Source organism: Henriciella aquimarina, assembly GCF_002088975.1.
In the GTDB taxonomy this organism is placed as follows: Bacteria; Pseudomonadota; Alphaproteobacteria; order Caulobacterales; family Hyphomonadaceae; genus Henriciella; species Henriciella aquimarina.
This window is the reverse complement of record NZ_NCST01000131.1, coordinates 1-18,628: the sequence shown is the minus strand read 5'-3', so window position 1 is coordinate 18,628 and position 18,628 is coordinate 1. Positions and strand designations below refer to the sequence as shown.

At 62.3% G+C, this 18,628-nt stretch carries 20 protein-coding genes, 1 tRNA gene and 1 pseudogene; 11 read left to right on the top strand and 11 right to left on the bottom strand.

Annotation, left to right across the window (positions count from 1 at the left end):
* The coding region (mnmD, locus tag B8784_RS20425; protein ID WP_143435662.1) for a tRNA (5-methylaminomethyl-2-thiouridine)(34)-methyltransferase MnmD at window positions 1-538 on the bottom strand (538 nt) is incomplete at its 3' end.
* Window positions 539-645: 107 nt separating this feature from the next.
* On the opposite strand from mnmD, the gene B8784_RS20420 reads away from it, so the two are divergent.
* The 4 genes from B8784_RS20420 to B8784_RS20405 all read left to right on the top strand — a co-directional run bounded on the left by B8784_RS20420 (window position 646) and on the right by B8784_RS20405 (window position 1,977).
* A complete protein-coding gene (locus tag B8784_RS20420; protein ID WP_084399920.1) occupies window positions 646-864 on the top strand; it encodes a CsbD family protein in 219 nt (72 codons plus the stop codon).
* Window positions 865-948: 84 nt separating this feature from the next.
* Window positions 949-1,242: a GNAT family N-acetyltransferase gene (locus tag B8784_RS20415; RefSeq protein ID WP_084399919.1), complete on the top strand. Its 294-nt coding sequence runs from the start codon at window positions 949-951 to the stop codon at window positions 1,240-1,242.
* A complete protein-coding gene (locus B8784_RS20410) occupies window positions 1,235-1,510 on the top strand; it encodes a GNAT family N-acetyltransferase (protein WP_084399918.1) in 276 nt (91 codons plus the stop codon). Before B8784_RS20415 ends, B8784_RS20410 begins: the two co-directional genes overlap by 8 nt.
* Window positions 1,511-1,524: 14 nt before the next feature.
* The gene (locus B8784_RS20405; RefSeq protein WP_084399917.1) at window positions 1,525-1,977 is read left to right on the top strand and encodes a YcgN family cysteine cluster protein; all 453 of its coding nucleotides are present in this window, start codon (window positions 1,525-1,527) and stop codon (window positions 1,975-1,977) included.
* Between the two features lie 24 nt (window positions 1,978-2,001).
* Here the strand turns inward: B8784_RS20405 and B8784_RS20400 are convergent, their stop codons facing one another.
* Entirely contained in the window at window positions 2,002-3,243 is a 1,242-nt protein-coding gene (locus tag B8784_RS20400) for a dimethylsulfonioproprionate lyase family protein (protein WP_158085770.1), read from the bottom strand.
* Between the two features lie 172 nt (window positions 3,244-3,415).
* Here B8784_RS20400 and B8784_RS20395 point away from each other — a divergent pair, with 172 nt between their 5' ends.
* Both B8784_RS20395 and B8784_RS20390 read left to right on the top strand, forming a co-directional pair.
* Window positions 3,416-4,900 carry a hypothetical protein gene (locus tag B8784_RS20395; RefSeq protein WP_084399915.1) on the top strand — a complete coding sequence of 495 codons (1,485 nt, stop codon included), beginning with the start codon at window positions 3,416-3,418 and terminating at the stop codon, window positions 4,898-4,900.
* Between the two features lie 23 nt (window positions 4,901-4,923).
* Window positions 4,924-5,541: a dimethylsulfonioproprionate lyase family protein gene (locus tag B8784_RS20390; RefSeq protein WP_158085769.1), complete on the top strand. Its 618-nt coding sequence runs from the start codon at window positions 4,924-4,926 to the stop codon at window positions 5,539-5,541.
* A gap of 44 nt (window positions 5,542-5,585) precedes the next feature.
* Here B8784_RS20390 and B8784_RS20385 read toward each other — a convergent pair whose 3' ends face one another.
* On the bottom strand, window positions 5,586-5,918 hold the full coding sequence (locus tag B8784_RS20385; RefSeq protein ID WP_084399913.1) for a hypothetical protein: 333 nt from the start codon (window positions 5,916-5,918) through the stop codon (window positions 5,586-5,588).
* 817 nt (window positions 5,919-6,735) lie between these two features.
* A complete protein-coding gene (locus B8784_RS20380; RefSeq protein WP_084399912.1) occupies window positions 6,736-7,776 on the bottom strand; it encodes a TraB/GumN family protein in 1,041 nt (346 codons plus the stop codon).
* A 304-nt stretch (window positions 7,777-8,080) separates the two neighbouring features.
* Here B8784_RS20380 and B8784_RS20375 point away from each other — a divergent pair.
* A tRNA-Arg gene (locus B8784_RS20375) sits at window positions 8,081-8,157 on the top strand.
* Window positions 8,158-8,875: 718 nt separating this feature from the next.
* On the opposite strand, the gene B8784_RS20365 is transcribed toward B8784_RS20375, so the two are convergent.
* Window positions 8,876-9,925, bottom strand: a complete 1,050-nt coding sequence (locus B8784_RS20365) for an aldo/keto reductase (protein WP_084399910.1) — start codon at window positions 9,923-9,925, stop codon at window positions 8,876-8,878.
* 250 nt (window positions 9,926-10,175) lie between these two features.
* Between B8784_RS20365 and B8784_RS20360 the strand changes: the two genes are divergently transcribed.
* Window positions 10,176-11,054, top strand: coding sequence for an AraC family transcriptional regulator (locus B8784_RS20360; RefSeq protein WP_143435660.1), 879 nt, complete (start codon window positions 10,176-10,178; stop codon window positions 11,052-11,054).
* Between the two features lie 715 nt (window positions 11,055-11,769).
* Here the strand turns inward: B8784_RS20360 and B8784_RS20355 are convergent.
* Window positions 11,770-12,372 carry a TetR/AcrR family transcriptional regulator gene (locus B8784_RS20355; protein WP_084399909.1) on the bottom strand — a complete coding sequence of 201 codons (603 nt, stop codon included), beginning with the start codon at window positions 12,370-12,372 and terminating at the stop codon, window positions 11,770-11,772.
* A 127-nt stretch (window positions 12,373-12,499) separates the two neighbouring features.
* On the opposite strand from B8784_RS20355, the gene B8784_RS20350 reads away from it, so the two are divergent.
* The 3 genes from B8784_RS20350 to B8784_RS20340 all read left to right on the top strand — a co-directional run bounded on the left by B8784_RS20350 (window position 12,500) and on the right by B8784_RS20340 (window position 15,222).
* Window positions 12,500-13,243, top strand: coding sequence for an SDR family NAD(P)-dependent oxidoreductase (locus tag B8784_RS20350; RefSeq protein ID WP_084399908.1), 744 nt, complete (start codon window positions 12,500-12,502; stop codon window positions 13,241-13,243).
* Between the two features lie 37 nt (window positions 13,244-13,280).
* Window positions 13,281-14,180, top strand: coding sequence for an SDR family oxidoreductase (locus B8784_RS20345; RefSeq protein ID WP_084399907.1), 900 nt, complete (start codon window positions 13,281-13,283; stop codon window positions 14,178-14,180).
* Between the two features lie 67 nt (window positions 14,181-14,247).
* Window positions 14,248-15,222 (top strand): LysR family transcriptional regulator, encoded by a 975-nt coding sequence (locus B8784_RS20340; protein WP_143435659.1) that lies wholly within the window; start codon window positions 14,248-14,250, stop codon window positions 15,220-15,222.
* Here B8784_RS20340 and B8784_RS20335 read toward each other — a convergent pair.
* The 5 genes and pseudogenes from B8784_RS20335 to B8784_RS20315 form a co-directional block, all read right to left on the bottom strand.
* Entirely contained in the window at window positions 15,155-15,418 is a 264-nt protein-coding gene (locus B8784_RS20335) for a DUF2274 domain-containing protein (RefSeq protein ID WP_084399905.1), read from the bottom strand. The two genes, B8784_RS20340 and B8784_RS20335, sit on opposite strands and share 68 nt — an antisense overlap.
* 3 nt (window positions 15,419-15,421) lie before the next feature.
* The gene (locus tag B8784_RS20330) at window positions 15,422-16,612 is read right to left on the bottom strand and encodes a TrbI/VirB10 family protein (protein ID WP_084399904.1); all 1,191 of its coding nucleotides are present in this window, start codon (window positions 16,610-16,612) and stop codon (window positions 15,422-15,424) included.
* A complete protein-coding gene (gene trbG, locus B8784_RS20325; protein ID WP_084399903.1) occupies window positions 16,609-17,640 on the bottom strand; it encodes a P-type conjugative transfer protein TrbG in 1,032 nt (343 codons plus the stop codon). Before trbG ends, B8784_RS20330 begins: the two co-directional genes overlap by 4 nt.
* Window positions 17,637-18,320: a conjugal transfer protein TrbF gene (trbF, locus tag B8784_RS20320; RefSeq protein WP_084399902.1), complete on the bottom strand. Its 684-nt coding sequence runs from the start codon at window positions 18,318-18,320 to the stop codon at window positions 17,637-17,639. Before trbF ends, trbG begins: the two co-directional genes overlap by 4 nt.
* Window positions 18,320-18,628 (bottom strand): annotated as a pseudogene (locus tag B8784_RS20315) (P-type conjugative transfer protein TrbL); the annotation flags it as partial. The gene trbF and the pseudogene B8784_RS20315, both read right to left, overlap by 1 nt.

Genomic DNA, 18,628 nt, shown 5'->3' with positions numbered 1-18,628 from the left:
TCTCGGCCCACATCGCATCGTTCTTGGCGGGGCTGAAACCGTCGAGAAACCAGGCATCGGCGCGCAGCCGCGCCTGCGGCAGCATCTCGGCAATCTCGCCGGTGTGCAGCGTCAGTGTCAGGCGCTCATCGGGCCAGACACGCCGCTGCACGCCGCGCGCCCGTTCCGGCCAGGCATCGAGCAGCTTGGCGGCAAGGTCTGCCAGCTCCGGCCAGGCTGCGAGCGCCCGGGCGGCATCCTCCCGTGCCAGCGGATAGCCCTCGAAACTGACAAAGTGTAGCCAGCCGTCCGGACCCCGTGTCTCCCGCCAGAGCTGCCAGGCGGCGAGGAAATTGAGCCCCGTGCCGAAGCCAAGCTCCCCGATGGTGAAACCTGTCCGGTCCTGCCAGCGCGCCGGCAGGCCACAGCCTTGCAGGAAGACCGCGCGCGTCTCCTCCAGCCCGTTATGGCGCGAGAAATAGACATCGCCCACCCGCGCATCGACAGGCGTTCCATCCTCTTGCCAGGCAAGGTCGGGTCTCGGCGGCAGGCGGCTCATGGCCGGTCCCTAGCATGCAAGATGAAATTTGCGAGCCTGCGGAACAGAGCCCCCGGGCCGGTTGTTTTTAGAGTGGGACTGATAATCATCCCGGAAAGGAGCCCAAAATGGGCAATGACAAGATGAAAGGCCTCGCCAAACAGGCAGAAGGCAAGGCCAAGGAAGTCGCCGGCGTCGTCACCGGCAATCGCAAGCTCGAAGCCGAAGGCAAGATGAAGCAGGCCGAAGGCAAGGGCCAGGAGACGGTCGGTGAGGCCAAGGACGCCATCAAGGACGAACTGGATACCTCAAAAGAGTCCGGCACTGACGAGACGACGCGCAAATAAGTCATATGCTGGCGGGCGGGCCCGATTTGGCTCGCCCCCTCTATCGTGCGGTGCTAAGGGCTGCTGGCAGCAAGGGAGCCCGTCATGGCAGACGATTTCGATATCAAACGAGAAGACGGCCCGTCCGGCGGGCGCTATGTCGTGACCGTGGACGGCCATGAGGCCGAAATGACCTATTCCAAGGCCGGCGACAGGATCATTATCATCGACCATACAGGCGTGCCCAAGGAATTGGGCGGACGCGGCGTTGGCCAGGCCCTGGTCCAGCGCGGGGTCGAAGATGCGCGCAAGGAGAACAAGAAGATCGTGCCGCTTTGCCCCTTCGCGAAAGCCCAAATCGAAAAGCATGAAGAGTGGCAGGATGTTCTGAATGGCTGATCTCACTTTGGAAGATAATGGCAGCGAACTGACCGCAGACGTGGATGGCCACGAACTCGTCATCCGCTATGGGTGGGCGAAAGACGGCGTCATGCGCGTCGATTTTGTCGGTGTCCCCTCCGAGCTTGGCGGGCGCGGCCTCGGCACAAAGCTCGTCGGCACGCTGGTCGACAAGGCGCGGGCGGACAATTTCAAGCTCGTGCCGGTCTGCAGTTTCGCCAAGCTGCAGCTGCAGCGTCATCCCGACTGGCAAGACGTCCTCGCCTGAGCCATTCTGGCGGCATGGCAAGAGAGTTCTGGCAAACCAAAAGCCTCGAGGAGATGAGCGCCCGGGAGTGGGAGTCGCTCTGCGATGGCTGCGCGAAATGCTGTCTGGTCAAGCTCGAGGACGAGGATTCCGGCGAGATTGCCTATACGCGGCTGCATTGCCGCCTGCTCGATTCCGGGCTTTGTCAGTGTTCGGACTATGAGAACCGCAAGGCGAAAGTGCCCGACTGCGTCATCCTCACCCCGGAAAAGGTCTCGCAGCTGAAATGGATGCCGAAGAGCTGCGCCTATCGCCGTGTGCATGAAGGCCGCGGCTTGCCGGACTGGCACCACCTGGTCTGCGGCGACCGGGAACGCGTCCACACAGACGGCCATTCGGTGCGTGGCAAGGTGGTCAGCGAGGACACCGTGCTCGACGAAGACCAGATCGACTGGATCATCGACTGGGAGGGCAACCCGCCCGATTGAGCGGGGCGTCCGTCGCCGCTGCGCCTACTTCTCCCAGTCGGTAAGCGAACAGGTATAGGCCTCGTCCGGGTGGGCTGTGTCGCCGCCATCGACGGGCGAGCAGATATGTGTGGTCTGGTCATTGTCGCGCGCGGTCGTCCTCGCCCACACCGTCACCAGCCCCTGATGCCCATCGCCCGAGCGGCAGTCCTCCTTCAGCTTGAAGGCGTGAATGGCGTTGCGCTCGAAATAGGCCAGCGAATGCCCGTCCGAGGATTGCGGGATGAACCAGGCCTCCGAGCGCCCGTCTGAGCCATCGACGGTGACGTCCCACCCGTCCTCGCGCTCGGTCTGCTCGAATTGCGGATTGTCCCAGTGACCGACCATGAATTCATTCTGCCCGACACAGGCGGCCGGCGTCAGGGTGACATAGATTTCCTGGGGATGGTGGTAGTGATAGGGGTAGAAGGTGTCGGCGAGCTGCAGCGTCATGCCGATCTCCGCGCCGACGCTTTCGCCATCGATGGACTTGATCCGCAAGAGGCCCCAGGGGCCCATCACCTCCGCATAGGCATAGGCGCCCCGGAAGCGGGGGTTAATCGCGGCTGGGTTCTCGGCATAGAAAGGCAGCCAGCCCACCGCGGCCCACAGATTGGGTAGCCCGTTATAGGAGACGTCCACCGGAAAGTTGGCGGAGGCATCGGCCTTTTTCGCGATGTCCACGAAATCCCGCGCCAACTCTTCGCCAGCCGCGCCGATCTCGCCGCCCAGCTCCGAGAAATAGGCCGTCAGGGTCGGGCGGTCGATCCAGCCGGCGACTTCGTGATCGGTCTTCATCGCCGCATTGGGGGTGTAGAGCTGGAAGACGTCATAATCTTTTTGCGGGTCGAAGCACCTCTTCGCTTCCTCGGGGTGGTCGAGGACGGCCTGGACGTGTTTGAGCACCAGTTCGACGTCGCGGTACTGGGCGATGCAGTCGGTCTGGATCGTGCCGTCTTCGGAGACGGTCTGGATCGTCGCCTCGGCGGAATCCAGGCACGCTCCCGTCGGTGTGGTCAGCCCGTCTGCAAAGCCGCGCAGATAGGTCAGCGTCTCTTCCCAGAGCTGATCGACGAGGACCTGTTCTTCCAGCGTATAGCTGGCAGGCTCGACATCCGCGTTACAGACAAAGCTGACATCGCTGACCGCATTCCGGGCGGTTTCGCCCTCAGGTTGCTGCGCTGTTGTGCTGGAGCAGGCCGAAATCAAAAGAAGCGCGCCGAGAAGGGACGAAGATTTCGGAAACATGCCAGGCTCCTGTCGGGATGGCGCCGGGCAGGATGACCCGGTCATGGATTGCATTGATGACTTTCGGAAGTGTAATGATTGCACTTGCTGCCGCAACCCGAGCGGGGGGCGTGGGCGCAAATCCGGGCGCGGGCCCGGTCACAAGGCGGCTCAGGGGTGAGCTGAGGGGGACATGTTGGCGGGCACAAGCGACCTGATCAAAATCGATACACACGCTCAGCTGTTTTTCATCGCGCCGTTCTGGACGAGCGCGACAGCCGTTGCGGACGGTCACCATGACCGCCCGGACAAAATCAAGAAGCTGCGCCGGACCCTGAACGAGCGCACCAAGAAGGCTGGCGAGAGCGAGACCTGGGAGCTGGAGGAGTTCAAGGGCCCGAGGACGCTGAGAGAGCGCAAATACGGGCAGATCTGGCGATCCTTCACCTTTAACGACAGTTTTGTCAGTGAGATCCGCTCGATGATCGGGGCGTCCCGTTTTGAGGGCATACGCTGCCGGGCGATCTATTTCGATTACGGGCTGGGCAGCCTCGAAATCTCCATCGGCCTGAAAAACCTGGACAGCCAGGCCCTTCGGGACATGGAGCAGAGCCTGGTCAACACCAAGCTCAAGATCGTGAAGGAGCTGGTCGCCGGCGTGCCGAATGCCGAGCTGGACCTGAAGGCGATCGATCGCGAGATCAGCCGCTTCCTGGTGCGCGAATGCAATGGCCTGGAGAACCAGCTGCGCCCGGACTACGACGTGGAGACGCTCACCGGCCGCTCGCCCCTGATGTGCGGGCCGGTCAGCCGGAATGTCCTGTTCACCCAGACCGGCGGGGCCCTTTCCCAGTTCGAGATCAATGTCCACCAGATCGAGCGCCTGAGCCGGGCTTTCCTCAATGAGGTCAGTGAGGGCCAGGGCCGCACCGAGTCCGAGAGCATCCCGGTCAGCCATGTCGGTTTCGAAGGCGCCGTGGCCGTGGTCCGGCGCTCGAAGGAGGCGATCCTGAGGGTGCGCCAGAGGGTCGAGCGGAACGAATACGAATTCTGCGCCGACCATGATCTCGAAGAGGGCGAGGTCAAGCGCACCAAGCTCCTCTGGTCGCTCATCCATACCTACTGGTCGGCTTTCTACTGCGCGTCGGAAGGGCTCTACTCGCTCAGCGCGAAATACTCGTCGAACATGCGCAGCTCGCTCGCCAATATCCGGGAAGACTATGACGAGCTGGAGCATTTCCAGCGGATCATCGCCATGCTCCGCTTCGAGGCGCGGCCGGAAAAGATGGTCGTGGAGGGCGAGGACGGGGTGCGCTATGCCAGCGTCTGGGATGCCTACAAGTCCGAAGCGCTCCTGCAGGCCATGGATGCGATCAACGCCGATCTTCGCGAGACGCTCACCTCGCTGAGGGACCGGGCCCAGAAACTGCTTCAGACGCGCACCAACCGTCTCATCTTCTTTTTTACCGTGCTGTCGCTGCTGAGCGTCGTATCTGATCTGATCATCTTGTATGACGTCACGAACCACATAGGTTCAGCCCAGAGGATCGTCATCCTTTCGACGAGTGCGCTGGCGATCATCATTATTGGATTGATCGGCGTAACCGGGTTTTCTTGGCTATGGGCAAAACTGAAGCGAATTCAGCGAAGGAAGAAGAAGTTCGCTCAGTTCGACTAGCCGAACATCCCGCCTTTCGCTTCGTGGAGGGTCTCGTCCAGCGCCTGTGTGCGGATGACGGCGCGCTGCCCGGGGCCGAGCGGGCCCAGGCCCGCACTTACCCCGCGCAAGCGACCTATCAAGGCTCCTCGCAGGAGGCGGAGGTCCAGCATCCGCCCGTCATTTCCCGCTATCTCGACCAGGCCTTTGGCTGGGCCGCCAGCCACGGCTTTGACGATATTGTCGATCCGCTCGAGCAGATCAAAGCGCAGATCCCGTGGACGCCCGGCTATTCCGACCCGGAGCTGGGCGAGGCCTTCGCGGAAAATTTCGCCTATGCCGAAATCGTCGGGCCGGGCGGGCTCCTGCGCACAAACGACTATTCCGCCGGGCTGACGCTCTTTGCGCCCGGCACGCTCTATGAGTGGCACAATCACCCGGCCGTCGAGCTTTACCTGGTGCTCTGCCAGGGCAGCACCTGGGCCCTGCACCAGCCGCCTTTCGAGGCAAAGGCGCCCGGCGAGGTCGTCCTGCATCCCTCGAATGCGGAGCATGCCATGACCTCCGGCGACCAGCCCTTTCTCGCGCCATGGCTCTGGCTCGGCGACGTCCAGTCGGCCGCGCAATTCACCCGGGACGAAAAAGGCATCCGGTCGATCTGAAGCCGGTCAGGTTGGGGGCGCCATCCCACAGCCAGGCCGGGCGGTCAGGAGCGGTGTTGGCGCGCCTGCATCAAGCTGCTCGCCTGAGTGTATTCCGTCAGTGTGCGTTCGATATTGTGCAACGGGGCACAGGCCAGGTCGGCATTGATTTCCATGACGAGGTTCACGCCCGAGCGCGCGTCAAACCGCTCGCGCAGCCGGCAAAGTGAGGATGTGCCAGCGACAAGCGCCAGGTCGGGGATCTCGGTCCAGCCGACCACCCGGGTCACAAAATCCGCAATTGTGTCAAAGAATTCCTCCTCGGGAGGCGCCGCTTTGCGTGCCGCTTCAGCCACACGAAGCTGGAGGCTTTCCCCCTCGCGTGTCGCAACGCGCATGAGGGCTGTGTCCGGTCCGCAGACAAGGGCATGGATTCCAGAACACTGCCTCATCTCTTCCTCCGCCCGCATTGCTGTCTGTCATGGCCCGGCGAAAGCCGGCGGTGGGAACTGGCCACGTCGGAATGTCCTGTTCTTCCAGACATCTACGGGGCCTGCATTGAGGTATCTCAAACTAGAGTAGAATTTGTGCGCCGGGGAGAATTCGAAAATCCATCCGCCCCCTCTCACCCGCCAGCTATACCCTCTCCATCCCACCGCTCTGACAGGGCGGTCCGGACCGGCCGGATGGCGGTGGGGATGCGGAGGTGACTTTTAGCTGCGGGCGGGCCTAACGCCCCGTCCAGCGGTGAGCATCGTGTGGGACGAAGGCGGACGCCAGCAGCCTGGCGTTGCAGACCGTTACCGAGATGGGCCGGGAAGGGACACCCGAACGGCCGACACCCTTCGCAGGGCGCGTCCTCAATGGGCGCTCATAGCCACGCCGAAAGGCTGGCAGTTCCATCAGCGTCTTTTCAGGACGCGCCCGGCCCTGTCTTTCGGGGCGAGGAGAGAGCGCCAGGCGGAGACGCCGTGGCGGGGTTGATGCTGGGTTCACGCCGATCATCCCGGCGCAGGCCGGGATCCCGGGCCACAGGCGGACCGCTTCAATGGCCCGAGGCCCCGGCCTTCGCCGGGGAGATCGGGCAAGAGGCAGCCCTGAGCCAGATCCATCGCGCAGGCGAAGCCGAAGCGGGGATCAAAATGAAAGGACACAGCCCTGAGCCCGCTCCATGTGAGGCGCAAAGCGCCGCAACGGGAGCAAGACAGGAAACCATCAAGGCCCTTCGATCTCGTGGCCTTCTTCGCGCAGCATGGTGATCACGCTGTCCGGGCCGGCAAGATGGCCGGCGCCGACGGCGACGAAGAAGGTGCCGGGCTCGTCCAGCAGGGCTTCGATCTTGGGCACCCAGTTCTCGTTGCGCTCGACGAAGAGCGCGTCATACATGCCTTCGCCGCCGCCGGTATCGGGATTGGCGACGAGCACGCCGAGGCCCTCGACATCGCCGTCGGCCCATTCATCGACGACCTGGTCGAGCATCTCGCTCGACTCGTCCAGCAGGAGGGCGGTTTCATAGAGGAAGGTCTTCTGGGTGGGCTCCGGCAGCGTGTCGAAGATGTTCGCCTGGACCTCGGCGGTTTCGAGGAAGTCGAAGGATTTCCCGTCTTCCTGGGCCTCGGCGATGAGAACGCGCTCGATGCCGGAATTCGGGTCGAACCCGTCCTGCTGCAGCTGCATGACCGACAGGTTCACCGCCACCATCCAGGGCTCCATCGGGTCGAGCGCGGCGATGGGCACGCCAAGCGGTTCCAGCGCGGAGGTGATGACGGAGAGGTCGCTGTCATTGAGCTCATTGCTCAGAGTGCGCCCGTCGCCATAAAGGCCGCGCTGCATGAAGTCGCGGGCGACCGCCTTCTGGCCTTCCTCGCTCTCCATGTCGAGTTCGAGGACCAGCGTGTCGGCGGACTCGAAAGCGGCATTGAAGTCGGGCGTGCGCCATTCGACGTCCGGGCGCAGGATATGGACCGTGCCGAACAGGTAGACGGTTGTGTCCTCGTCCGACATTTCCCAGAGGGCGGGATGGCCGGGGCCTTCGGTCTCGCGCGCTTCCTCGAGGGCGGTTTCGTACTCGTCGATGATTTCCTGCTTGTCGCGGCGCTCGGCGGTTTCCGGCTCTGTGTCCGGGGTCTCGGTGTCAGGCGCTTCGGCGGCGGGCGCCTTGTCCTCGGGGGCGCCGGAGGGGCCGCAGGCGGTCACGGACAGGCTCAGGCCAAGGGCCGCCAGGAGGGGCAGGTAAGATCGGGGGCGCAATGCCATGCGGGAAACTCCGGTTGTTTGAATGCGGGCGGCACTGTTGCATAGCTTTCAGCCCTGCAAAAGATATCGCGCGCGTGCGGCCGGGAGATTGCACCCGCCGCCGGCTTCGCTTACAGGGGACGGCAACGCACCTATAGCTCAGCTGGATAGAGCGCTGCCCTCCGAAGGCTGATGTCAAGGGGGTGGGCGACAAAGAGGAGACGAAAAAGGACTATAGGAACAAGGATTTGCGAGGTCTTCGTTCTGATCTTTCAACTCGCGAAAAGTTCACGTAAGCACTGCGTAAGCAGTTGCAACACGGTAAGCACCCATAGCTCAGCTGGATAGAGCGTCGCCCTCCGAAGGCGAAGGCCCCAGGTTCGAATCCTGGTGGGTGCGCCATTTCCCTCAATAAATCAATAGCTTAGGATAACGCGCTCGCAAGGGCTTGGTGCTTACGTGGAAAATTCGCGTAAGCAGACGGGTCATTGCAGCGTGCTGGAACAGTATCGCCGACCCGTCGGGGCGTGCAGCCCGTGCCAATCTCCTCGTGCGTTACAGCCACGATGACGGGCTGGCGCTGCGAGTCCGTGGTATCCTGCGAGAAACGATCTTCAGCGATTGGCCGTGGTTCGAGACTATGGCTAAAAGCCTAGACATGTCGCCAGCGACTCTCAGGCGTCAGCTGCGGGATGAGCGGCAGAGCATTCTTGCGATCAAGGACGCACTGCACAGCCCCCGCGCACAGACACTGTTGCGTAAAGGCATATTGTCGATGGCCGAAATCGCCGCAGAAACAGTTACGCGGAAACCAGCGTCTTCTACCGCGCCTTCGTGAAATGGATCGGCCAGAGCCAGCGTACGTTTCGCAAACCCTGACCGGGGCCTTCATCGGCCCGTCCCGCCGCCTCCGCACAATCGCGGAAAGTACGCTGGACGAGCGAGGGGCCGGGCGTGCCGATCGCGAAGCGAGGCTGCCGGGTGTGTTGATTCTGGTGTACCTATTGGATGGTCTTCCCGGTCACGGGGCTGCGGGAATCGCCAGTCGTACGGCCTGTTAGGGTTGGGCGTGAGCAGAACCAAGGCCTGCGACGTCGCGGCCGAATCGCCGGGAGTGCCCTCAACTCCCGCGCCGTTCTTGATTGAGCTGACCGGCGCGGACCTGGCTCTGGTAGTCGAACACCCAGCCTGGATATTCGGAGGGCAGCTTGCTGACCTCGTCGAGTGTTTTCAACTCGGCGTCGGTCAACGCCACTTTGGTCGCGGCGATGTTATCATTGAGTTGTTCGGGTTTCTTGGCACCAATGATCACGCTGGTGACGGTCTTTTGGTGCAGCAGCCACGCAAGTGCGATCTGGGCGATCGAAACGCCCTTGGCTTCCGCGATCGGCTTCATCGCGTCGATGACGTCGTAGCCCCGTTCCTCATCGACTGGCGGAAAATCGAAATTGTCGCGGCGGCCGGTGCCTTCATTGGCGCCGTCGCGGCTATACTTGCCTGACAGAAAGCCGCCCGCCAGCGGGCTCCACACCATCAGTCCGAGTCCTTCGGATTTCATCATCGGCACCAGCTCGCGCTCCAGATCGCGTCCGGCGATCGTATAATATGCCTGAAGCGAAGCGAAGCGGGCCAGATTGAACTGGTTCGAAATGCCGATGGCCTTGGCAATCTGCCAAGCGGCCCAATTGGAGATCCCGATATAGCGGACCTTGCCCTGTCGGACGGCGGTGTCGAGTGCGCGCAGCGTCTCTTCGATCGGCGTGAACTGGTCGAAGCCGTGGATTTGATAAAGATCGATATGGTCGACCTGCAGGCGTTTGAGGCTGGCCTCCAACGCGTACATCATATGAACGCGAGACGTGCCGCGCGCGTTCGGGCCTTCGCCCATTGGCCCGAAGAACTTGGAAGCGATCACGACATCTTCCCGCGCGATGCCGAGATCGCGCAACGCTTGGCCGGTTATCCGTTCGGAAAGGCCCTGCCCATAAGCGTTGGCCGTATCGATGAAGTTGATGCCGGCATCCGTCGCGGTCTTGATCAGTGCAGTACATTCGTCCTGCTGCAGGCCCGCGATACCGAGATGGCCGCCGCCCTGGCCACCAAAGGTCATGGTGCCGAGGCAGAGTTCGGAAACGAACAGGCCAGTGCGGCCGAGGGTGTTATAGCGCATTGGGGGCTCTCCAGAGTGAACCGAAACGGGCAGGTTTATGGATCAGGCGACCCAGCCGAGTGGCTTCATCGCCAAAGACGGCGAGATGTCGCTTTTTCAAGCCCTTCGATCTACAGTCTTCTTCATTCATATACGGGGTTGACCGCAACTTCTCCACGCCGGATCATCGCAAACCCTTGCCTGATCCGATCAAATGCCATCTTGATGGTTAATGAGGCTTGCCTTCGCCAGCGGCGCGAAGGATTGAAATATGATGCACGAAACTCTCGCCGACCTCGCGTACCGCCACGCCACTCAGCCAGGGAGAGCGTCGATCCCGCGTGTGAGCGTTCATGTCGCGAAGGAGACCAGCTGGCCCGTCCCAACTCTGTACCAGCCCATGCTAGGCATTGTGCTGCGCGGCACCAAGCGCGTCGTCATCGGCGACCGCACGCTTCACTACGACGCCAATCATTTTTTCATAGCCTCCGTCGACGTGCCTGCATCGAGCGTCATGATCGAGTCCTCGCCTGATGCGCCCTACGCCGCGGCGAGGCTGGCGATCGACCAGGATGTCCTTGCGGACCTGGTTGTTGATATAGCTCGCGAAGACAGTGCCGATACGACGGCCTTTGCCGTGGCCGCGATGACCCCCGAGCTTCGTGATGTCTGGTCACGGATGTTGCGGCTGCTCGATGCTCCGGATGAGATCGACATGTTAGCGCCGCTGTTTGAGCGCGAAATTCTGTTCCGTATCCTCCAGGGACCACAGGGGGCTCTGCTCCGCCAAGCTGCTCGATCGGATGGCCGAATTGCGCAGATCAGAGCTGCTATCGCTCATCTGCGCGAGAACTTCGATCGTCTCGTTCGGATTGAAGAGCTGTTGGAGATTGCAGGGATGAGTGCGGCCACCTTTCATCGGCGCTTCAGAGCCGCAACAGCGATGAGCCCATTGCAATACCAGAAGGCGCTCCGCCTGCAGGAGGCAAGACGGCGTCTGATCGCAGACGCCGATGCATCCGGCGCAGCTTATGCCGTTGGTTATGAGAGCGCATCGCAATTCAATCGCGAATACACCCGGATGTTCGGCACGCCACCAGCGCGCGATGGCGCGAGGTTGCGCGCGATGGCGCGAGGTTGCGCGCGATGAGGAACTGACCCGGCCGAACGCATCGTTCGGTCGCACCCGTATACGCCATCATGCTCCTTGGGCTGCCACTTGGCGAACCTTTTCAAGCGCTACTCCGATGGGCGCTGGAAGCGAGCGATGCTGGACTATCTAATCGATCTCACCGCACATGAGGATATGGCGGCAATAGCTCCGGTGGCCACCGTTTGCACAGCTTGGCTCGGTCGGTGCTCGGCAGTCACGAGAACCAGCTCGAACGCGGCCAGATCTGGCAGGCAGCCCTCACTCAATATCCTGTGTTCACCTAACACGGTGTCAAGAGCCGAGACACTGATTACCAAGACCATCGGCGTCAGCGGCCTGAACCCCCATGAGCCCTGGGTTGCATACGCGATGCACCAATACCGGCCACTTCGAAAGCCCGCATCGCGCACTCGCGATAGATGCAGCCCGACGGGAACGTTGCGAGAGAAATCGGCTCGTGAGAGACAAGGCTGTCGGTTTCCTGCAATCCATGCCAGATGCTCAGTCCAACTCGCCAGGCAAAGTTTGTCATGCGGTTCTCGCTTGATCAAGGCGAGATCGATGTCGCCGTCGTCCAACTGGTACCGAAGGCCGGCACACCAGCCGCTCTGTGTACTAAACCCGGCATTCGATCTGCCGTGTTCCTCGCAATAGCGCCGGCCCTTCCGTTCCCTGATGAGCAGTCAGGAGATCAAACTTTCAATCGCTTTTATCATTCCGAACGGTAACGCAGGCCATCAATCAGAAGCGACACGAGTCGGCGGGCCTGTGCGACATCACCGTGACCCGAAGGCGTGCAAAGACCCGCGACCGCGCGCAAGAGGTCGTAGGCCGTGACGTCGCCGCGCAGTTCCCCGGCCTCAGTTGCCGCGTTCAACAGGCCCTGGAGTGCGGGTTCGAGCCGGGCATCGAAATAGGCGGGCAGCGGCTTGAATGCGGCATCATCCGAATGCAGGGCGCTGGCCAGTCCGCGCTTTGCCACGAGGAAATCCACATAACGCTGCATCCAGCGGTCCACCGCCTCGGCGGGCGCGTAGTGTTGCGCGAATTCTTCGGCCGTATCGGCGCAGGCGTCCACCTCCTGGCGAAATACTGCGGCGATCAGATCGGCGCGCTGCGGAAAGTTCCGGTAGATGGTCCCAACGCCGACGCCCGCGCGCCTGGCAATGTCACGCATCGGTGCGTCGACCCCGGTCTCGGCAAAAACCTCCTTTGCCGCCTGTAGCAAAGCCACCAGGTTCTTTTGCGCATCGGCGCGTTTCGGACGTTCGGTCTGCTCTTTGGAGCTCTCGTTTTTCTGATGGTTTCCGGCCACAGCTGAACATCCCGCAGTTTGAGGTTGATAAGTGGAACAAGGTTCCGTATATATGTGGACGAACGTTCCGGTTTTGCACTATAGGCGGGCGAGACCGGATTGGCCAGACATATCATGGAGACGGAAAATGGAAGAACGTGTTGCCTTGGTGACAGGTGGAAACAAGGGGATCGGCCTCCAGATCGCAAAGGATCTTGCAGCCCGGGGCCTGACGGTGCTGGTGGGCGCCCGCGATCTGCAAAAGGGTGAGGAAGCCGCACGCGAGATTGGGAAGAACGCCCATGGCATTCAGCTTGACGTGACCGATCCGGAGTCCATCGCGGCGGCGGCGGCACGGATCGAAAGCGAGTTCAGGCGGCTCGACGTGTTGATGAACAATGCGGGAATTTCCCGCGCGAAAGAGGGCCAGTCCTTTGAGGAAGCGGTGAAGACCAATTTGATGACCGATGCCCCGATAGAGGACATCCGAGCGATCTACGAGACCAACGTTTTCGGGGTCATCGCCATTACCAAGGCGATGCTGCCGCTTTTGCATAATTCGCCGGCCGGGCGCATCGTGCTGACGGGCAGTTCCGGCGCTTCGCTAACACTGAACTCCGACCCGGAGAACTCGCATCGCCGGATGTTCGGCAACTACTCGGCTTCGAAAACCGCCGCCCATGCGGTGATGCTCGCCTTCGCGCTGGCATTGGAAGGCACCAAGATCAAGGTGAACGCCGCATGCCCCGGCTTTACCTCCACGGCGCTCAACAACTTCAACGGAACGCGCAGCGTCGAAGAAGGCGCGCGTGAGCCGGTACGCCTTGCGTTGATCGGAGACGACGGTCCGACCGGCACGTTTTCCGACGAGAACGGCACGGTGCCCTGGTGAGCCCGACGCGTCCCGGCTTCAAAAGTAGAGGAATCTCATGCGTATCTTCCTGACCGGTGCTACCGGATTTGTCGGCTCGGCCATTCTTCCGGAACTGCACAGCGCGGGCCATCAGGTGCTGGCCCTTGCACGCTCCGAACACTCCGCAAACGCCGTGATCTCCGCAGGGGCCAAAATCCTACGAGGGGACCTTCGGGACCCGGCAAGCCTGCGCAAAGGCGCGGAGGAGGCAGACGCCGTGATTCACGCGGCCTTCGACCATGATTTCTCCCGGTTTGCTGAAAGTTGCGAGATGGATCGCCAGGCGATCGAAATCTTAGGGACTGCGCTGGAGGGCACGGGCAAGAAGCTCATCGTCACCTCGGGCCTTCCGGTGATCGAGGACCGCGCGGCGACGGAACGGGACGCACCGCCCGCCGGAGCGCACGGGATTCCGCGCGTTTCTGAACAAACCGCGATGGCGTTCCGGGAGAATGGTGTGGACGTATCAGTGATCCGCATGCCCCAGGTTCACGACCGCGAGAGGCAAGGGTTTGCGAGCTACCTCATGTCGCATGCACGTGAGGCCGGGGTATCCGCCTATGTCGGTACGGGCGAGAACCGCTGGCCTGCAGTACATCGGCTTGATGCCGCGCGGCTTTACAAGATCGTTCTGGACCGTGGCCTATCAGGCTCGTACTACCATGCTGTCGCTGAGGAAGGCGTTCCAGTTCGCGAGGTTGCGGAGGTCATCGGCACCGCGCTGGATGTTCCCGTCAAGTCTGTCTCGGTCGACGCAGCTCCGGCGCATTTCGGTTGGCTTGCCAGAATCGCGCAGATGGACGTGCCAGCATCGAGCGCTTTGACCCGCATTGAACTCGATTGGAAGCCGGTCGAGCGGGACGGTCTCTTAGTCAATGTCCGGAAGGCCAGGCAAGATGCTGTGTTGGCACGCTGACCGAGGCGGTGTGCTCATGTCGTCGGGCGCCAGCACCAAGGCGTTGATTGCCTGGTAGGAACTTCGTGTGAACGAGTATCTGACCATAAGAGGGCAACGGGCGGGGAGATGGCAACAGGGCACGCGCATCGAGATGTTCGACATCGAGACGATGCTTGCAGTCGCTGAGTCCGGTAGTTTTCGTAAGGCAGGTAAGCTGCTGGGTATCGGTCAGTCGGCAATTACGCGTCGGGTGCAGAAACTGGAAGACACACTCGGTGTTTCCGTGTTCGAGAGAAGCCCGATCGGCGCCCGCCTTACGGCAGCCGGTTGGGAATTTGCCATTCGATCGCGGCAACTTGCCAATCAATTCCAAGAGACGGTGCGGGCAGCGCAGTCTGCAGGCACGGCTGGAAACGGACAGTTGCGTGTGGGCCTGACTGCATCCCTATCGCGAGGGGCCTTGCGTGAGGTTGTGGAAAGATTTCAGACGCAGCATTCCGATGTCCAATTATCCTTCACGGAGGCAGACCTCGGCGAGTTGATGACCTTGTTAAGTCACAGAATCATAGACGTGCTCGTCGCGGCTGGTGAACCAACGCCAGATCACGGCGACGTGCTACTGCTTACAAACACGCCCCTCTACATCGCAGTCGCAAGAGGTCATTCCATGGCGGGGCGGCGCTATGTCGATTGGTCGGACGTGGCTGCGATGTCCTTTATCGTAAGCGCCGATGCGCCCGGGCCGACGATTCATGACTATCTCATTCGAAGGATAAGCGATTTCGGGCATCAGGCCCGCATTGAGGTACACGGGATGCGACGCGAAGGGCTGATGAACCTCGTGGGACTTGGGCTCGGTATCAGCCTGATTTGCGAGCAATGGTGCGGCGCCCGCTATCCGGATGTTGTGTTCATCCCCCTCAGGGAAAACGGGAAAGCGGAGACAATTCCCTTTTCGCTGACCTGGCGCCCGGAAAACGACAATCCGGCGCTCAGGCGTTTTTTGAGTCTGGCTCGCGAAGTCGCGAAGGTTGCTGCAGCGACTTCCGAGCTTTCGTGAATTCGCGATCCGTTGCCATGAAGCGCTTCAGCATAGGCGGTATCAGCTTGGCGGGTTCCGGTGCGCTTTCACCGGTCTCTTGCTCCATCACAGTGGCGTAGTCCAGCAGGTCGCGATGGACATCCGGGGGAAGCTCCACGCTCAGTTTGACAGGCTTGTCGTCGGGGATTGATGAAAGCTTCAGCTTGGCGGCCATGGTTCAGCCTCCGTAGGGTTCGAGGACGAGGTCGCGGGTGACCATGACGCGCACCGGGAAGCCCGGTCGTACGGTCAGGGTCGGCGGGATTGAAATCTGACGGCGCACGATCTCATCGCCAGCGCGACCGACCGTGTCCTGCGTCCCTTCGCGTATGGCGCGGGCGATGTCGTCATCATCGTCGGCGCCCAGTTCAACGCCGATATTCAGGATGGTGGCGAGCCCGGCCGCCATGAACAGACCTCCCCAGTGATGATCGACGCCATCTCCGAGCCCGGCGTAGCCGGCTTCGTCAGCACCAGGCTGGCGTTCGAGGGTGATCGAGCGGCCGTTGGGCAGAATCAGCCGAGTCCAGGCAATAAGCACCCGGCTCTGCCCGAAGGCGACGCGGCTGTCATATTCGCCGATGAGGCGCGATCCCTGCGGGATCAGCAGGAAACGCCCGGTCGGGCTGTCATAGACATGGGATGTCACCTGGGCTGTGATCTGGCCGGGAAGATCAGAGCGAAGGCCAGTAACAAGCGCCGCCGGAATGACCGCGCCGGCCTGGACAACATAGGGGCTTGGCGGATCGGTGAGCCGGTCGGTACTCGTCGTGCGGCGATCGACAGGTTCGTCGAGAAAGGCCTCGTGCCGTTCCGTCGCGTCCGGCGCGGCGGAAGCCGCATTGGCGGGAAAGAATGACTCGGCGGTGGGCGGAGCGGCAGCCACTTGCGTGGTTTGCGGTGGTTCCCGAACGGTGGTGTTGGCATCGGCGAAGAGTTGGCTGAGGCGAGCCGCTTCCATTTCCTGGGCGCGGCGCTGTTCCTCCGGATCGGCGGCCGGGGTGGTGACAACTGGCGAGGGGACCGGCTCGCCGCGTTGCTGAGCCGACAGGATCGGCCGTCCGAGTTCGCCAGGCAGCGGCGGGCCGAGTTGCGGCACGTGCTCGTAATCCACCGGCAGGCGCGACAGGCCTTCAGCCTCCTGAATGCGTTCCGTGGAATAGAGCTCTGTCGGTCCATCGACAGGTTCGCGGTCCTGCAGGGCAACGATCAGGATGGCCCCGAGCCCAAGACCGCCTACCGTTCCCAGAACCATGAGCGTCCGGCGTGAGAGCCGCATCACACGCGGCGGATCGGCGCGCAGTCTCAGCGACGCAGCGATGTCCTTCCCGTCTTCGATCTCGGGCCCTTTCTCGGTCTTCTCGCTCATTCGCGACCTCCACCGGAGGAATGGCGTGCGGCTACGGCCTGCCGCACGCCATCCGTGCGGACGATCCGTACCCGTTTCTGTTCGTCGCCGAGGCGTAGCTCGGCGGCGGCAAAGAGCCGGTCGACGATCATGTAGTTGCGGCGGATGCGGTAATTGACGAGTTGGCCTTCGCCTTCGGGCCCAATGACAAAAAGCGGCGGCATCTCGCCCTGGCCGATCCCGCGCGGAAACTCGATGAAGACCTGCCGCCCGTCATCGAAGGCGCGCCGCGGCCGCCAGGGCGCGCGGTCGCCTTCGATCCGGTAGCGGAAGCGTAGAGTGTCGAGCGCGATGTCGCGTTCGATCGGCAGACCAGCCTCAGCCTCGGCATTGCGTCGCCTGAGCGCGATCAGCGCATCCTCGGCATAGGTCCAGGAGACCGACGCCATATAGGCGGACGGATTCGCCCTCAGTTCGAGATGATAGGTGCGCCGGTCTGTATTGATGACGAGATTGGTCTGAAGGTCGGGCCGTGTCGGTTTGACGAGGATATGGATACGCTGGCTGTCGCCCGAACCGCTTTGCGTATCGCCGATAATCCAGCGGGCCGTGTCGCCGGCGGCGATCGGACCGGCGCCGGTCAGCTTCTCGCCGGGTTGCAGGGCGATGTCGGTGATCTGGCCTGGCGAGGTATAGACCTGATAAAGCGCGCCGGCGCTGTACGGATAGAGCTGGACGGCATTGATGAAGCCGTCGCGCACCGGCTCCATTCGCGCAGCGGCATTCGCCTCGGTCACGCGTTCGGCAGGATCGGTGGATTCCGGTTCTTCTTCCTCGCCATCAACCGGCTTGAGCTGTCCCGGCAGGGGCAGCGGTTCGGTTCGCTCGACGATCCGCACCGGCCGTTCCGGTTCCGGGAGAAGCGTCGCTTCGATGGCGGGTTCGTCATAGGCGATTTCGGGTGGTTTGAAGGTCGCGCATCCCGACAAGGTGGTGGCGACCAAAAGGACGGCGATGGAGGCTTTGCGAGGCGGACGTGTTCTTGTCATTGGGCAGTCTCCCGGGACCAGTTGATGGCGTTGACGAAAATGCCGAGCGGGTTCTTGCGCAGGCGCTCGGCGTTGCGCGGCTGTTGCAGGACGATGGTGAGAATGGCGGTCCAGCGCTCGGTCGCGGCGAGTTGCCCGTTCGTGTAACGGCGCTCGATCCAGGCAATGCGGAAACTGCTCTCCGAAGCGCGGATGACGCTTGAGACCTCGACCGAGATCTGCGTTTCGCCGACCTCGGCGAAGGGATCGTTCACGCGGGCATAGTCGTTGAGGGCGACCGCCCCTCTGTCGGTGGTGAAGTCATAGGCGCGCAGCCAGTTCTGGCGTAGCACGATCGGGTCGGCGGGAATCTGGCGCACATTCTCGATGAAGCGCGACAGGTGATAGGCGATCTGCGGGTCTGTCGGGCGGTAATCCGCGGTCGCGGGCGCCACGGCTTGCGCCGCGCCGAGCCGGTCCACTTCGACGACATAGGGCGTGATCGTCCCTTGCGTCGACTGCCAGGCCAAAGCTGCGCTGAGTCCTGCCGAGAGCAGCAGGCACCCGAACGCCATCAGCCGCCAGTTCCTGGCCTGGACGCGGGCTGACCCGATGCGTTCATCCCAGGCCTGGGCGGCCTTCTGATAGGGCGTGACGGGCTCGGGTGTCTTAGAATAGCGAACGCTCGGGCGACGGAACATCATGATTTCTCCGAAAGGCTGACAGCGGTCCCGCCACCGCCATGATCGCCGGAGCGAACGACATGGGCGGCGGTGGCGGCGCCGTGGTGAAGGGTCTGCTGGTGTTTCATGCGGCGCGCCCAGGCAGGCGGGCCGCCACCTGATGATCCTGGAGCGGACGTCTGTGTTTCTGGACTATTAGTGAATCTGCCGCCGATGGCCTGGAATGCGCCTCGCGAACCGGACCGGTAGCTCTCGCTCATCGAGCGGCGGAGCGGGCTTGTCGCGGTGCCGACACCGGCCTGTCCGACACTGGCTATGCCTGCCGC